Here is a 15,062-nt window from a genome sequence, read left to right on the forward strand (position 1 = left end):
TTTACGCGATTACTTGACGGCGTCTTTCAGCGCCTTGCCTGCCACAAAGGACGGCACATTGGCGGCTGCAATCTGGATCTCTTTACCAGTTTGCGGGTTGCGACCGGTGCGGCCCGCGCGATGGTTGACCTTGAAGGTACCAAAACCCACCAACTGAACGGCATCGCCCTCTTTCAGGCTCTGGGTAATACCATTGATGATCTCTTCCAGAGCAACTTTGGCCTGAGCTTTGCTCAGGTCTGCTTTGGCGGCAATTGCATCGACAAGTTGAGCTTTGTTCATAACATTTCCTTTATGATCGGGCATTTAGCACCGGGCCACTCTATTCAAAAAAAAACACTCAGGCAAAGGCTTTATCAGCCGGATTGGCTTGAATGCTGGGGTTTTCATCAAGATCTGCGGAAATAGTCACATATCTCGCCCCTGCGTCATCCTGACAAGCGACACGGGACCAGAAACCGACGGAGACTTGTATGCAAACCCCCGCCTGATGTAACAATATCCCCACACTCCTATTGACGGTCAACAGGATTTTCCCTAGTTATAGGAGTGTCGTCAGTCGCTGAGAATGACCGAAGGCCTGCAGCCATCGCGCTTCATGCCATGCCCATGGAGGGACTATGTTAACTGAACTGGAACAAACCAAGCGCGCGTTGGCAGGCAAGCACAGGGCAATCGATGACTGGCTGGATGCCAGGCAGGCATTGCTGGTCGAGTACATGCGGCTGGCCGGGCTCATGCCCACCAAGTCCAAGCAACGCTCCCTTCCCGGTCATGTCGAACTGCAACGCTTCTGCGAGCAGCTGGTCGACTACGTCAGCGCCGGTCATTTCGAGATCTACAACCACGTGGTCACCGCCTTCGAGCAAGCCAGCGGTGACAAGCTGGAACTGGCCAAACGCATCTATCCCCATATCCGCGCCTGCACCGAGTTTGCCCTGGAGTTCAACGACAAATACAGCAATGCCGACGAGGCTCAGCTGTTGCAGCTCGATGAAGATCTGAATCAGCTGGGTCCGGTGCTGGAGGACAGATTCAAGCAGGAGGACAGGCTGGTCAAGGCGCTTCAGGTGGTCGAATCCCTCAGCCGCTAGCGAGTCTGATGCTCAATATCGGAGCCAGTTCAACATCCTGATGCGCCGGCTAGATTACACTCTGGGCATGGATGGTTAGCACTGTGCTCGCACGCAGACCGGAGATGAACATGGCCGAGCGCCGCCACTTTACCCGAATCTTCTATTTGACCGCCGCCAAGCTGACGCAGGGGGTGCACCAGTGGCGTACCCAGCTGGTGGATGTCTCCCTGCAGGGCGCCCTGCTCATCAGGCCCGAGGATTGGGTCGGCAGCGACGACAAGGAGTACGAGATCTGTTTCATGCTGGGCGGCAGTGACATCGAGATCAAGATGCAGGTCGAACTGACCCACGAGGCCAGCAAGAAGCTGGGCTTCTACTGCCACCACATCGACATCGACAGCGCCACTCACCTCAAGCGGATGATAGAACTGAACATAGGTGAGGAGCAGCTGCTGTATCGCGAGCTGGAGCAGTTGCTGCAAGAGCACAGGGAGCACAATCCCCCCTCCTGATCCGCCGTCATCAATGAAAAAGGAGCCTCACAGGCTCCTTTTTTGTGCTCCTTTACGCTGTTACAAGGCCTCGAGGGCATCGGACAGCTTCTTCACCGGCACCACTTCCATCCCCTCGATGGGGTGCTTGGGCGCGTTGGCGTGAGGCACTATGGCGCGGCGGAAACCGTGCTTGGCCGCCTCCTGCAACCGCTCCTGGCCGGAGGGCACGGGCCGGATCTCCCCAGACAGCCCCACCTCGCCGAACACCACCAGATCCTTGGGCAAGGGCTGATCCCGGAAGCTGGAGACCATGGCCAGCAGCAGCGCCAGATCCGCACTGGTCTCCTCGACCTTGACCCCGCCGACCACGTTGATGAAAACATCCTGATCCGCCATCTGCAAGCCACCGTGACGATGCAGCACCGCCAGCAGCATGGCGAGACGGTTGTGATCCATCCCCACCGCCACCCGGCGCGGGTTGGAAACCTGGGAGTAGTCCACCAGCGCCTGCAACTCCACCAGCAGCGGGCGCGTCCCCTCCCAGATCACCATGACGATGGAGCCGGGGGCCTGCTCGTCACCACGGCTCAGGAAGATGGCGGAGGGGTTGCTCACCTCCTTCATCCCCTGCCCCGTCATGGCGAAAACGCCAAGCTCGTTGACCGCGCCGAAGCGGTTCTTGTGGGAGCGCAGGGTCCGAAAGCGCGAGTCGTGGGCGCCATCCAGCAGCACGGAGCAGTCGACACAGTGCTCCAGCACCTTGGGTCCGGCCAGGGTGCCGTCCTTGGTGACATGGCCCACCATGAAGATGGCGACATGATTCTGCTTGGCGTAGCGGGTGAGCAGGGCCGCAGATTCGCGCACCTGGGAGACGGAGCCGGGGGATGACTGCACATCCGCCACATGCATCACCTGGATGGAGTCGATGACCATGATCTGCGGCTGCTCCTGCTGGGCAATGATGCAGATCTGCTCCACGCTGGTTTCCGACAGCATGCGCAGCTTGTCGGTGGGCAAGCCCAGCCGGCTGGCTCGCATCGCCACCTGTTGCAGGGACTCCTCCCCGGTCACATACAGGGTCTTCATCCGCTGCGCCAGACCGCACATGGTCTGCAGCAGCAGGGTCGATTTGCCCGCCCCCGGGTTGCCGCCGATGAGGATGGCCGAGCCCGGCACCACACCGCCGCCGAGCACCCGATCCAGCTCCTTGAAGCCCGAGCTGAAGCGGGGGATCTCTGTGGTCGCAACTTCGGCCAGGGTCTGCACCTGGCTGCCGACGGCGCCGGCATAACCTGTGTAGCGGGCACTCTTGCCGGGGGTGGTGACACCCAGCCGGACCTCGGTGATGGTGTTCCACTCCTTGCACTCGCTGCACTGACCTTGCCAGCGGGTGAAGTCGGCGCCACATTCGGAACAAACATAGGCGGTTTTGTTTTTGGCCATGGATAACTCGGGGACAGGATGAATTCCTGCTTGATATACTGGTTTGCGACCGGCAGATCAAACCCAGAATCGGAAAAGTGACTTTCCGCGGCAGGAATACATGGATTCAGAACAACCACTACACCTGATAGAACAACTTGTCCCCCTGCTCCGGGAAAAGGACTTCGACGAGATCTTCAACCGCCTGACCCAGAACGAGAATACCAACGGCCGCTTCCTGCTGAAGATGGAGCTCAAGCGCAAGTGCACCCCCTGTCGGCGCGTGATCGACATGCGCAACGAACTGGGAGCCCTCTGCCAGGTGCACGAGTTTGAAGGGGTGACCCACTTCATGCCCGCCGAGGCCGTCGAGCAGTTCCAGTCCCAGTGCTATCTCTACCGGGACAGCTACACACTCGGGGTCTACGAGGCGCTGCAAGCCTGGTACAAGCTCAATCAGGGGCGCAGCGAGAGCCTCTCCCTGCCCGTCAGCCCGTTCAGCCCCTTCGATGTCAACGCCATCCCCTTCGCCAGCCACTACGGTCGGCAGGAGGAGCGGATGCACTTCAGCTCCCCCATGGTGCTCAGGCTGGCGAACGGAGAGAAGCTGCTGGCCAAGAGCTCGGATCTCTCCCTCGGCGGGATCCGGGTCTCGGTTCCCTATCTGCCCGACTACCAGACCGGCGACCACATCGAGGTCTTCTTCACCGGACTGGAGCGCGAGAACCCCCTCCCCATACTGCACCAGCCGATCAGCTACCAGATCCTGGGGCAGGAGCAAAAAGAGGGGAAATTCTGGCTACGGCTGGTGAAGAGCGGCGAGCATCCCGCCTTCGACGAGTTCCTGCGCGACTTCATCGAGCGCAACCGCAGTCGCTATCGGGTCAGCGTCGACTACCTGCTGTCGGCCGCCATCATCAAGGGATACGAGCAGTTCTACCTGCCGCGCATGACCGGCATGCCGCTCTACTTCGGCAAGGGCGACACCCCGGGCCTCGAGATCGCCCTGCGCACCGAGAACAACCAGCACATCCTCGAGTACTGGCGCGACGCCAAGAACCGCGACATGCTCGCCAGCCTCTTCACGGCGGCGCGCATGCCCTCCCTGTTGCCCGCCAAAGGGGGACTGCGCGAGACCCTGATCTACAGCTTCACCCACTCGGTGCGCAGTCACCTCTACTTCTTCTCCGCCACCCGCGAAGAGTTGCAGCAGAGCGGCCTGGCCGCCCTCTTCTTCCAGGTCGGGGCCCGTCGTCCCAGCTGGCGCGTCTACAAGTTCAGCCTGGAGGCCTGCACCCTGAGCGAAGCCGACCTCGACAGTCAGCAGGGGGAGTCGCACCAGTTGCAAGACATGCTGCTGCGCGAGCGCCTCGGCCAGATAGGCTATGTCGGCCTGCTGCAGGAGATAGGGCTGGACCACCAGCGCAGCGAATTCCACTACGACAGCCAGCAGCCCAATGCCAACGCCTTGCAACGCTTCGGCCACGACACCCAGGCGGCCCCCTTCGAGATAGAGACGCTGCACTATGTGCAACTGCGCAAGGAGGCCCGCTACGTTCACAAGACGGCGATAGTGCTCAGGCACAAGGACCGCGCCTGGATCGGCTGGACCCGTGACATCTCGGCCCATGGCATGCAGATCGAGCTGGAGGAGGCATTCGAGGGGGAGAAGGGGGAAACAGTCACTGTCGCCCTGCCCAGATTGCAGGAGCTCGCCAAGACCATGGACTTGCAGCGCCTGCCCTACCGGCTGGTCAGCCTCAATTTGAGCCGTACCGTGCTGCATCTGTGCATCGAAGGCACGGCGGAGCGCCACATAGGCCATCAGTTCTTCAGCCTGCTGATCGAGAGCAACCAGAACAAGCTCAAGACCACCCGGGAGCACAAGCGCTACCGCGGCATGGCACGGGCGCTGCGCAACCTCTATACCCACCACCTGTTCAACTCGCCGGTCTATGTCAACAAGCTCAAGGCAGCCGCAAGACCTGCCGCCGTGGGCATGGCTCCCCGACCGCGCAGCCTCTCCCGCCTGTTGCAGGCCTGCGCCGGGCAGGAGAAGCAGCTGAACCTCTACCCCCTGTTCCAGGGGGCCCTGCTCAAGACGGTGCTGCTCAACCCCTTGCGCACCATGGCGCGGGAAGACAAGCCTGAGGAGGAAGAGGTCTACATCGCCAGCCTGCACTCCCAGGGCGGGGCTCCCCTGTTTCGCAGCCACCTGGCCAGCAGCTTTTCCTCGCCGGAGGCGAAGCGCCGCTTCATCGAGCTGGCCCTGCAGCAGGGCGAGTTCTATTCGGTGCTGGTCGGCATCTCCCGCACCGGTCGCCCCGACACCAGCTTCATCGCGGGCGAGCTGGACTACATCGCCAAGTTCGCCATTCACAAGGCCAAGCAGCTGGAAGAGGAGCTGTGGAGCGTGGTGGGGGTCGGTGAGCTGACCGATACCACAGAGGCCACCCTGTTCCGGCTCGGCATCAAGTCCCCGGCGAAGTAGCCCAGAGAGGCCAGCCCCTGGTGCCCTCACCCGTCAGGTGTCGGCATCAGGGGCCGGTGGCGGGCAGATGGCTGCCCGTTTCAGCGAGCGCTCAGGCCGCCTGGGGGTTGAGCAGCCAGGCGAGGATCTCGGGGAAGTGATCCTCCTGGGCCTGGGGCGCCGTCAGCATGTTGATGTGATCATAATCGAGCCGGTTGCCGTTATCCCGGCCGAGGCGGGTGTGGCGGGTCGCCGACCCCATCTCGGCACTGAAGCGGCGCACGTCTGTGGGGTGACCCAGCACCTTGTCCGCCTTGGCCGAGATCATCCAGAGCGGTGGCCAGCTCACCCTGGCGGCGGCCTCGTCATAGGCAAAGCCGTCGTGGGGATCCTGCCAGGGCCCGCATTTCACCCAGGGAATGGTCTCCTGCAGGTAACGCAAGGGCTCATCATCGGCCCCTATCTTCAACTTGCGGGCAGCCAGAAAACCCTGGCGGCGCGCCAGCCAGGGCGCCAGCCGGTTCCAGATCAGGTCCACCTTCAGCCAGCGCTCGGGGCTCTGCACCGAGACCCCCCGCTTGGTGCCGAAGAACACCAGGCTCGCTATCTGATCCGCCAGCTCGGGGAAGCGCACCAGGGTCGAGGCCATGATGACCCCGCCCCAGGAGTGGGCCATCCAATGCACCCTGGCCGCGGGATGGCGCGCCGCCACCCAGTGCTGCAGTGCGGGCAGATCCTCGGTGATCAACTCATGCTGGCCGTGGCCGGCACGCTCGGCGATGGCCGGGGTGCTCTGGCCTCGGCCACGCAGATCGGCCACGTACACCTGATAGCCGTGTCTGGCCAGAAAACAGGCCAGCCCCTTGCCGGATTCGGTGTAGAAGATACGCCCGTTCTCGATGGCGCCGTGCACCATCAGGATGGGATCGGCATGGACGGCGACACCGGGCTGGATATGGCGCACATGGAGCCTATGTTCGCCACAGGGGACAAACAGGGATTGTTGCAACAGTTCCATCTTGTTCTCTGCTCCTCCTTGAGCGGGTTTCAACTCCAGCGCCTGTCGCGGCAGGCGAGCGCGCCGAGCAGGCAGAGCACCCCTTCCAGATCATGATGATTGAGGGTGGCCGCCGCCTGGGCCCGCACCAATGGTTTGGCGTGAATGGCGATGCCGAGCCCTGCCACCCCCATCATCTTGAGATCGTTGGCGCCATCGCCGACCGCCACCGTCTGGGCAGCGGGGATCCCATGATCCCGCGCCAGTTGCAGCAGCGCCTCGGCCTTGGCGGCGGCATCCACTATGGGACTGCTCACCTGGCCGGTCAGCACGCCCCCCTCCACCGCCAGCTCGTTGGCAAAGATGGCGTCCAGCCCCAGCGCCTGCTGCAGTTCGCCTGCGAAACGGGTAAAGCCGCCGGAGGCGATCGCCACTGTCCAGCCCGCCTGCTTGAGGGTGTCGACCATCAGCTGCAAGCCGGGCATCCAGGGCATGGCGGCCGCCACCTCATCGAGAATGGCGACAGGGGCGCCCTTCAGCAGGGCGACCCGGCTGCGCAGGCTGTCGGCAAACTCCAGCTTGCCCTGCATGGCCGCCGCCGTCACGGCCGCCACCTGCTCACCCACACCCGCCAGGCGGGCGATCTCGTCGATGCACTCGATCTGGATCGCGGTGGAATCCATGTCCATCACCAGCAGCCCGGGTGCCCCCAGGGTGGGCAAGGTGGCGAGATGGCAGGCATCTATATCCCACTCCTGCCCCTTGAGGGCCAGCACCAGCTCGGGGGAGAAACGGCTAGCGCCGAGCAGCAGCAGGGGCACTCCGGCCTGCTCCCCCACGGGATAGAGGCTGGCCTCGACCCTATGGTCTGCCAGCAGCGTCGCCACCTGTGTCAGGTGGCAGGCACCTAGCGCCTTGCCAAACAACACCAGCCAGGCGCTGTCATGGGCACTGGCCGCGGGCAACAGGGCTTCGGGGGAGAGCTGCCAGCAGGGAGCACCGCACAGAGCCTGGGACCAGTCGTGCGGGGAGCGGGGGAGTTGGGACAACAACATAAGAGAGACGCCTTCCTTGGAGATCATGGGGTTCATCATGCGGGCCCAGAGTAGCGTATTGCTTTTTGTACAGGCAAGCGCCAAGATCCCGCCATCATTGTCCATTCCCCCCAAGAGGCTCAGCGCTGTGCGTCATCTCCCCATCAAACGTGTTATCAGCCTGGCAGCGGGGATCCTGCTCGGTCTCTGGGTGCTGGTGCTGATGATCCACATGCAGGGAGCAAGCCAGGCCGCATTGCACAGCGCGGTGCGGGATAGGGCCCAGGCGCTGGTCGCCTACGCCGCACGGGACATGCGACGCTGGATCAAGGAGGACAAGGAGAGCGAGCTGGAGCGCCTGGCACAGGATCTGGCCGCCGAGCCCGACATCCTCGACGTCACCCTCTACGACGCCCGCGGCATCCCCCTCGCCCAGTCGGATCAGGCCGTTCCCCTCGAGAACCTGTTGCCCATCGGCACCGACAACAAGTCACTGCCGGAGCAGGGCAAGGGGCGCACCCAGTTCGTGCAGGAGATCCAGGAGGGAAACCTGACCCTGGGCTACCTGAGGATCACCCTGGAGGAGCAACGGCTGCTCGCCGCGCAGGATACCCATCTCAAGGTGAGTCAGGAGAAACAGCGACTGATGCTGCTGGTGATGCTGCTGGCTGGCCTGCTCATCTCCTACGGGGTGCGCCGCAACTACATGCGGGTCCGCAAGCACAAGAAGAGAGCTGTGCAGAGCCAGGCCTCCGCCGACAACGCCCCGCCGCCCGGCATCGAATAAGGCGCCGTTCGCGAAACGCCTTGCTCTTGTTATTACCCCCAGCGGTTCGAGTAGCTGATCGAGCAGAGTTTCGAGTCGCTTGGTTCCGCCGTCGTCGCTGAAGCGCTCGTTGACCAAGTGGCGATCCACGATCACTTCATGCCGCAGTTCCTTGACCAGCCTGTCCAGCCATTTGCGCTGCATCCGCAGTCCCATTGTGCTGCGCCTAGATCCTCTCCATCCCCAAGTGCATTGATTGAATCTCTAGCGCCACCGAAGGCGGTATCCCATAGTCCTTCACTTCTCAGGTTTGTCCATCTGATTTTGGTCACGTTAAGGTGTTCAGGGGTAGCTTGGGACAGGAGCAAACGAATTTTTCACGCCTTTCCAGCCGGTTTTGGGTGTGATCTCGATTAGTGGTTTATGTTTTCGGTATGAAACGCCCGCATTGAATGCATTGAGATACAACATGTGTGGAAATCATCAGGCAAGAGGCGCATCAGCCACTCCAGCAGAAGGAAGCAAGATCATGAAGCAACCCCTATTTCGCCGTAGCGCGTTGGCGGCCGTGATCGCCCTCAGCACGGTATTGGCGGCATGCAAAGAGGAGCCCCCCCCCGTCGCGCAAAGCGTCCAGCCCAGCGCGGCCGCCAGCACAGCCAGCGCTGCGGTCGCACCGCAAGCGCAGCCTCAGCCGATTAACACACAAGCATCGAAATATACCCCAGAGGCGCTCGAGACCCTGCTTGCGCCCGTAGCCCTTTACCCTGATGCGGTATTGGCTCAGGTGCTGGCCAGCGCCACCAATCCGCAAGAGGTGCTCGATGCCGGCAACTGGCTGGTCGCCCACCCCAATCTCAAAGGGAAAGAGCTGACCGCCGCCATTGCGCCGCTGGGCTTTACGCCGCCCACCATGTCGCTGATGCACTTCCCGACCGTCATGGACATGATGTGCCTGAAGATGGAGTGGACGACTGAGCTGGGCAGCGCCTTCCTGGCCGATGAACCGGGCGTGCTGGCAGCCGTTCAGCGCCTGCGTCAACAGGCGCTGGAGGTGGGCAACCTGAAAGACTCGGAACAAATGAAAGTGGCCAAGGATGAGCAGAACAATCAGCAGATCGTCACCATTGCGCCTGCCAACCCTGACGTCGTTTACGTCCCGCAATACGACCCAACCGCCGTCTATAGCGCGCCAGCTGCCGGGCCGACCTCAGCACCAGTGACCACAGCAACCACGACAACGACCGTGCCTGCGGCAACGACCACGACAGTGGTAGAAAATGATGATGACGAGGATGAGTACGACCGCGGTGATATGGTCGTGACGGGCTTGCTCGCCTTTGGTGCGGGCATGTTGGTCAACGAGGTCTTCAACGACGATGATGATGAGGGAGATTATTATTACCCGCGGTGGGGATCCGATTATCCCGGTGGTTACGCTCCCTATCGTTATAACCCCAACTATGGCAATGGTTTTCGTCCCGCCAATGGCTACAACCGTCCGGCCAACTATCAGCGGGGATCCAACAACAATATTTATATCAATGCCAAGGGGAACGATTACTTCAACAAGTTTGAGCGCGGCCCCAATAACTACCTGCGCCAAGCCGACAGTCCCATCACGGCGGCGCGCCCCCAGCGTGCTGAGCTGGCTACCCTGGAGCCACGCTCGCTGAATAACGAGGCAGGGGGCCGACGAGATGCCACACCTAAGGGGACTTATGCGGGGGCCAATCGCCAACCTAAAAACGAATACGCCGGCGCACCACGCGCAGTCAATGAGGTGAACAGGGAGGCTCGCGCAACAGCGCCGAAGGGGAGCTATGCGGGAGCCAACCGCCAGCCCAAAAGCGAAACTGCCAAGGCAACACGCGATGCTAGACAGGTGAGCAGGGAGGCGAATGTGGCCCAACGCACGCCGCGCCAGGGCAACTACGCAGGAGACAAGGTCAAGCGGCAGCAAATCACTCCGCAGACCGCAGGGGCGCGTGATCGCGGCTATGTCCAGCCACGCGCTACCCACAGCAAGAGCGCAACACAGACGGCGACACGCAGAGCGCCTGCTGCCTCAAAGAGTGCCTTCCAAGGGGTGCAGAATTCGGGCAGAACCGAGCGCGCCGCCAGCCATCGTGGGCGTGAAAGTGTGGCTAGTAGCGCGCATGCCGGGCGCAACACTCAACCCAGACGGAGTACGCGATAATGAAGCGTTTGTTGAAATGGAGTTGGGCCCCCTCATGGGGGTTGGCCCTGCTGGCCCTGACCGTTGCCTGCGACGCAAGCGCCATGGCGCAACGCACCTTCGCCACTCCGGATGAGGCGGTGCAGGCCCTGATCACGGCCCTGGAGCGGAACGATGTCACCGCACTGACGCTGTTGCTCGGCGAAAATAGTGAGGAGGCCATCACCTCGGGGGATGAGGTGGCCGATGCCAATGATCGCACCGCCTTCGTCGCGAGCTTCAAGAACAAGCACCAACTGGTGGCCGAAGGTAAGGATAAAATGATCCTGGTCGTGGGGGAGTCGGATTGGCCACTGCCCATCCCCCTCGTGGCCGCAGATGGCAAGTGGTATCTCGATGGCGCCGCAGGTGCCAAAGAGATCGCCTATCGCCGCATCGGTCGGAATGAGTTGGGGGCGATTGCGGTGTGCCGCGGCTTTATCGACGCGCAGATAGAGTACGCCGCCATGGGGCATGATGGTCAAACCGCGGGACTCTTTGCGGCCAAACTACGCAGTGATGCAGGACAACAAAATGGACTCTATTGGCCTGTGGGCGAGGGTGATCCAGCAAGCCCGGCCGGAGAGGAGGTCGTCAGTGCAGCCGCAGAGGGCTACAAGGCCGTGGTCGGTCAACGCACACCCTATCATGGCTACTACTACCGTATCCTGTATGCCCAAGGAGCTGCGGCCAATGGGGGGAGTAAAGAGTACTTTGTCGACGGGCTGTTAAGAGACGGTGTCGCCCTGATCGCCTGGCCGGCCGATTATGCCAACAGTGGGGTGATGACCTTCATGGTGAATCATGAGGGGCGGGTTTATCAAAAGGATCTGGGGGCAGACACAGCAACTGCCGTTGAGGCGATCCAGCTGTTCGATCCCGATGAGAGCTGGTCGCTGGTGGTTAGCGAAGAGGGTGATTAGGGCTCTTTATCTACCATCGAATCTTGGCGAATAGCATGGGCCCAGAGCGGCGTGATTGAGATCAGAGGAGGTGATGCGGGGCCAGCCGCCCCTCGCTGGCCCACGCTATGTTCGGCATCAGAATGAAGATCAGCTGAGTCAGGATATGCATTGGTTTCATGGTACTGATCTCGCGGTGCGCAACCAGAAAGGATAGACGGCACACCCGGCCCTCCGGGCTGACTCCCCAAATGAAGCATAAAAAAACGGCGACCCGAGGTCGCCGTTTTGCATGATGTGAATGGGGATTACTTGTCACCCAGCAGGACGGAGTCCAGCGCGATTTCGATCATGTCGTTGAAGGTCAGCTGACGCTCTTCGGAGGTGGTCTGCTCGCCGGTACGGATATGGTCGGAGACGGTGCAGATGGTCAGTGCCTTGGCACCGTACTCTGCGGCCACGCCGTAGATACCGGCGGCTTCCATCTCGACACCCAGGATGCCGTATTTTTCCATAACGTCGAACATGGAGGGGTCCGGGGTGTAGAACAGGTCGGCGGAGAAGATGTTGCCCACGCGCACCGGAGTGCCCTTGTTCTTGGCGGCTTGCACGGCATTGGCAACCAGGTCGAAGTCGGCGATGGCGGCGAAGTCGTGATCCTTGAAGCGCAGACGGTTGACCTTGGAGTCGGTGCAGGCACCCATGCCGATCACCACGTCACGCAGTTTGACGTCTTCACGCACGGCACCACAGGAGCCCACGCGGATCAGGGTCTTCACGCCGTAGTCGGTGATCAGCTCCTTGGCATAGATGGAGCAGGACGGGATGCCCATGCCGTGGCCCATGACGGAGATGCGACGGCCCTTGTAGGTACCGGTGAAGCCGAGCATGCTACGCACGTCACACACCTGCTCGACGTTCTCCAGGAAGGTCTCGGCGATGTACTTGGCACGCAGGGGGTCGCCCGGCATCAGCACTGTGTCAGCAAAGGCGCCATCTTTTGCATTGATATGAGGAGTTGCCATTCTCTTGATTCCTTCACACTAGGTTGAGTTTTATTGTTTTTAAAATTGCCCGCCGCCGAAGTGGCGGGCGGGTCAGTTACAGGAAACTGGTACCGTATTGCAGCTTGGGCAGACCGTGGTAGGCCGCAATGCTCTGGCCGATGTCGGCGAAGGTCTCGCGACGACCGACGGAACCGGCCTTGACCGGTTTGCCGTAGAACAGCACAGGAATGTATTCACGGGTGTGGTCGGTGCCGCTCCAAGTCGGATCGCAGCCGTGGTCGGCGGTCAGCACCACCACATCGCCATCTTGCAGTATCTCGAACAGCTCCGGCAGGCGGGAGTCGAAATACTCCAGCGCATCGGCGTAGCCTTTGACGTCACGGCGGTGGCCGTAGGAGGAGTCGAAGTCCACGAAGTTGGTGAAGACTATGGTGTTGTCACCGGCCGCTTTCACCTCTTCCAGGGTTCTGTCCCACAGCTCGGTCAGGCCTGTGCCCTTCACCTGCTTGGTGATGCCCTGCTGGGCATAGATGTCGGCGATCTTGCCGATGGAGACCACCTGGCCACCCGCATCCTTCATGTAGTCCAGCACGGTCGGCGCCGGCGGCAGCACCGAGTAGTCGTGACGGTTGCCGGTGCGCTTGAAGTTGCCCTTGCCGCTGCCCACGAACGGACGCGCGATGACGCGGCCTATGTTGTAGGGCTCCAGCAGCTCGCGCACTATGTGGCACAGCTCGTAGAGCTTCTCGAGGCCGTAGGTCTCTTCGTGGCAGGCGATCTGGAACACGGAGTCGGCAGAGGTGTAGAGAATAGGCTTGCCGGTCCGCATATGCTCTTCGCCCAGATCGTCAAGCACCTGGGTGCCGGAGGCGTGGCAGTTGCCGAGGTAACCCGGCAGACCCGCCTTCTCGACGATGGCGTCCAGCAGCTCCTGGGGGAAGCTGTTGTGGTGATCGTGGAAGTAGCCCCACTCGAACAGGACGGGCACACCGGCGATCTCCCAGTGACCGGACGGGGTGTCCTTGCCGGAGGAGAGCTCCTGGGCGAAGCCATAGGCACCGACCACCTCGATATCTTTCTGCAAGCCTGCCGGGAAGTAGCCGGAAGCCTGCTCCCCTGCGTGGCCCAGGCCCAGCTTGTTGAGGTTGGGCAGGTTGAGGGCGCCACGGCCTTCAATCTCACCGGCGGCGCAGGCCTTGGCGATATGGCCAAGGGTGTTGGCGCCCACATCTCCGAACTTCTCGGCATCGGCGGCAGCGCCAATACCGAAGGAGTCCATCATCAGAATAAAGGTACGTTTCATGGGTCTTCCCCTTGTTACAAATCGGCCAGACCGATGCGACGGTAAACCTCGGGCAGTGCCTCTGGTCGGGTGTCACCGATCTTGACGGCTGCCTGCACCATGCGGGCGGCCTCGGCAAATTGAGCTTCTGTCTGAGCGTGGATCAGCGCGAGCGGCTTGTCAGCCTCGACGCTCTGCCCCAGGCGGATAAAGTCGGTCAGACCGACCGCATAATCGAGTTTGTCCCCGGCGGCGCGGCGACCACCGCCCATGGCGACCACGGCCAGACCCAGTTCACGGGTATCCATGGCGGTCACGAAACCGCTCTGCGCCGCATACACGGGGCGCACTATGCCGGCCTTGGGCAGATAAGCGTCGTAACGCTCCATGAAGTCCGCCGGACCACCGAGGCCGGTCACCATGCGACCGAAGATCTCGGCGGCCTTGCCGTTGTCCAGCACTGCCTGCAGCTTGGCACGGGCGTCCTGCTCGTCGCTCGCAAGCTTGGCGGAGATCAGCATCTCGGCACAGAGCGCCATGGTCACTTCGTGGATGCGCGGGTTGCGATACTCTCCGGTCAGGTAGCGTACCGCCTCGCGCACTTCCACGGCGTTGCCGGCGCTGGAGGCCAGCACCTGGTTCATGTCGGTCAGCAGCGCAGAGGTACGGCAACCGGCACCGTTGGCCACGGCCACTATGCTCTTGGCCAGCTCTTCGGACGCTTCGAAGGTCGGCATGAAGGCGCCGGAGCCCACTTTCACATCCATCACCAGGGCTTCGAGCCCGGAGGCGAGCTTCTTGGAGAGGATGGAGCCGGTGATCATGGCGATGGATTCGACGGTAGCGGTGATGTCCCGTACCGCATAGATACGCTTGTCGGCCGGGGCCAGATCGCCGGTCTGGCCTATGATGGCCACGCCCGCCTCTTTCACCACCTTCAGGAAGCGATCGTTGTCGACCGAGGTCTGGTAGCCGGGAATGGCGTCCAGCTTGTCCAGGGTGCCGCCGGTGTGGCCCAGGCCACGGCCGGAGATCATGGGCACGAAGCCGCCGCAGGCGGCGACCATGGGGCCCAGCATCAGGGAGACCACATCACCCACGCCACCGGTGGAGTGCTTGTCGACTATGGGGCCACCCAGGTTCAGGTGATCCCAGGTCAGCACCATGCCGGAGTCGCGCATGGCGCAGGTCAGGGCGACCCGCTCATCCATGGTCATGTCCTTGAAGTAGACCGCCATGGCCAGGGCCGCGATCTGCCCTTCGCCTATGCTGTTGTTGGTAATGCCCTGGACGAAGAATTGAATCTCTTGGGTACTGAGCGCTTCACCGTTGCGCTTCTTGCGAATAATTTCTTGAGGCAAAAACATCTTTCATTCCCTCCGTGCGCCTTGCAC

Annotated in this window: 13 protein-coding genes; 6 read left to right on the forward strand and 7 right to left on the reverse strand. The window is 61.8% G+C overall.

Going from position 1 to position 15,062, the window contains the following annotated elements:
- Positions 1 to 9: 9 nt before the first annotated feature.
- Positions 10 to 282 carry a nucleoid-associated protein HU-alpha gene (gene hupA / locus Aeroheme_RS18060; protein WP_005305063.1) on the reverse strand — a complete coding sequence of 91 codons (273 nt, stop codon included), beginning with the start codon at positions 280 to 282 and terminating at the stop codon, positions 10 to 12.
- Between the two features lie 338 nt (positions 283 to 620).
- Between hupA and rsd the strand changes: the two genes are divergently transcribed.
- A complete protein-coding gene (gene rsd, locus Aeroheme_RS18065) occupies positions 621 to 1,094 on the forward strand; it encodes a sigma D regulator (protein ID WP_106885024.1) in 474 nt (157 codons plus the stop codon).
- A 110-nt stretch (positions 1,095 to 1,204) separates the two neighbouring features.
- Complete coding sequence (locus Aeroheme_RS18070; protein ID WP_106887790.1) at positions 1,205 to 1,588, forward strand: PilZ domain-containing protein; 384 nt, start codon at positions 1,205 to 1,207, stop codon at positions 1,586 to 1,588.
- A gap of 60 nt (positions 1,589 to 1,648) precedes the next feature.
- Here Aeroheme_RS18070 and radA read toward each other — a convergent pair whose 3' ends face one another.
- A complete protein-coding gene (gene radA, locus Aeroheme_RS18075; protein ID WP_111912119.1) occupies positions 1,649 to 3,013 on the reverse strand; it encodes a DNA repair protein RadA in 1,365 nt (454 codons plus the stop codon).
- Between the two features lie 100 nt (positions 3,014 to 3,113).
- Here radA and Aeroheme_RS18080 point away from each other — a divergent pair, with 100 nt between their 5' ends.
- Positions 3,114 to 5,483, forward strand: coding sequence for a PilZ domain-containing protein (locus tag Aeroheme_RS18080; RefSeq protein ID WP_411166311.1), 2,370 nt, complete (start codon positions 3,114 to 3,116; stop codon positions 5,481 to 5,483).
- A gap of 91 nt (positions 5,484 to 5,574) precedes the next feature.
- Here Aeroheme_RS18080 and Aeroheme_RS18085 read toward each other — a convergent pair whose 3' ends face one another.
- Entirely contained in the window at positions 5,575 to 6,480 is a 906-nt protein-coding gene (locus Aeroheme_RS18085; protein ID WP_106885027.1) for an alpha/beta fold hydrolase, read from the reverse strand.
- A 29-nt stretch (positions 6,481 to 6,509) separates the two neighbouring features.
- Complete coding sequence (serB, locus tag Aeroheme_RS18090; RefSeq protein ID WP_411166312.1) at positions 6,510 to 7,514, reverse strand: phosphoserine phosphatase SerB; 1,005 nt, start codon at positions 7,512 to 7,514, stop codon at positions 6,510 to 6,512.
- 127 nt (positions 7,515 to 7,641) lie between these two features.
- Between serB and Aeroheme_RS18095 the strand changes: the two genes are divergently transcribed.
- From Aeroheme_RS18095 to Aeroheme_RS18105, 3 genes are all read left to right on the forward strand, one after another.
- Positions 7,642 to 8,280, forward strand: coding sequence for an AhpA/YtjB family protein (locus Aeroheme_RS18095; protein WP_411166313.1), 639 nt, complete (start codon positions 7,642 to 7,644; stop codon positions 8,278 to 8,280).
- A 508-nt stretch (positions 8,281 to 8,788) separates the two neighbouring features.
- Entirely contained in the window at positions 8,789 to 10,459 is a 1,671-nt protein-coding gene (locus tag Aeroheme_RS18100) for a DUF3300 domain-containing protein (protein ID WP_411166314.1), read from the forward strand.
- A complete protein-coding gene (locus Aeroheme_RS18105) occupies positions 10,459 to 11,400 on the forward strand; it encodes a DUF2950 domain-containing protein (RefSeq protein ID WP_411166315.1) in 942 nt (313 codons plus the stop codon). The genes Aeroheme_RS18100 and Aeroheme_RS18105 overlap by 1 nt, the downstream gene beginning before the upstream one ends.
- 287 nt (positions 11,401 to 11,687) lie before the next feature.
- On the opposite strand, the gene deoD is transcribed toward Aeroheme_RS18105, so the two are convergent.
- From deoD to deoA, 3 genes are all read right to left on the reverse strand, one after another.
- Positions 11,688 to 12,404, reverse strand: a complete 717-nt coding sequence (gene deoD, locus Aeroheme_RS18110) for a purine-nucleoside phosphorylase (protein WP_111912111.1) — start codon at positions 12,402 to 12,404, stop codon at positions 11,688 to 11,690.
- Between the two features lie 76 nt (positions 12,405 to 12,480).
- Positions 12,481 to 13,689, reverse strand: coding sequence for a phosphopentomutase (locus Aeroheme_RS18115; protein WP_111912109.1), 1,209 nt, complete (start codon positions 13,687 to 13,689; stop codon positions 12,481 to 12,483).
- Positions 13,690 to 13,703: 14 nt separating this feature from the next.
- Entirely contained in the window at positions 13,704 to 15,035 is a 1,332-nt protein-coding gene (deoA, locus tag Aeroheme_RS18120; protein WP_025325641.1) for a thymidine phosphorylase, read from the reverse strand.
- Positions 15,036 to 15,062: the final 27 nt, after the last annotated feature.

It is taken from the genome of Aeromonas sp. DSM 116730, assembly GCF_046581335.1.
Taxonomy (GTDB): Bacteria; Pseudomonadota; Gammaproteobacteria; order Enterobacterales; family Aeromonadaceae; genus Aeromonas; species Aeromonas rivipollensis.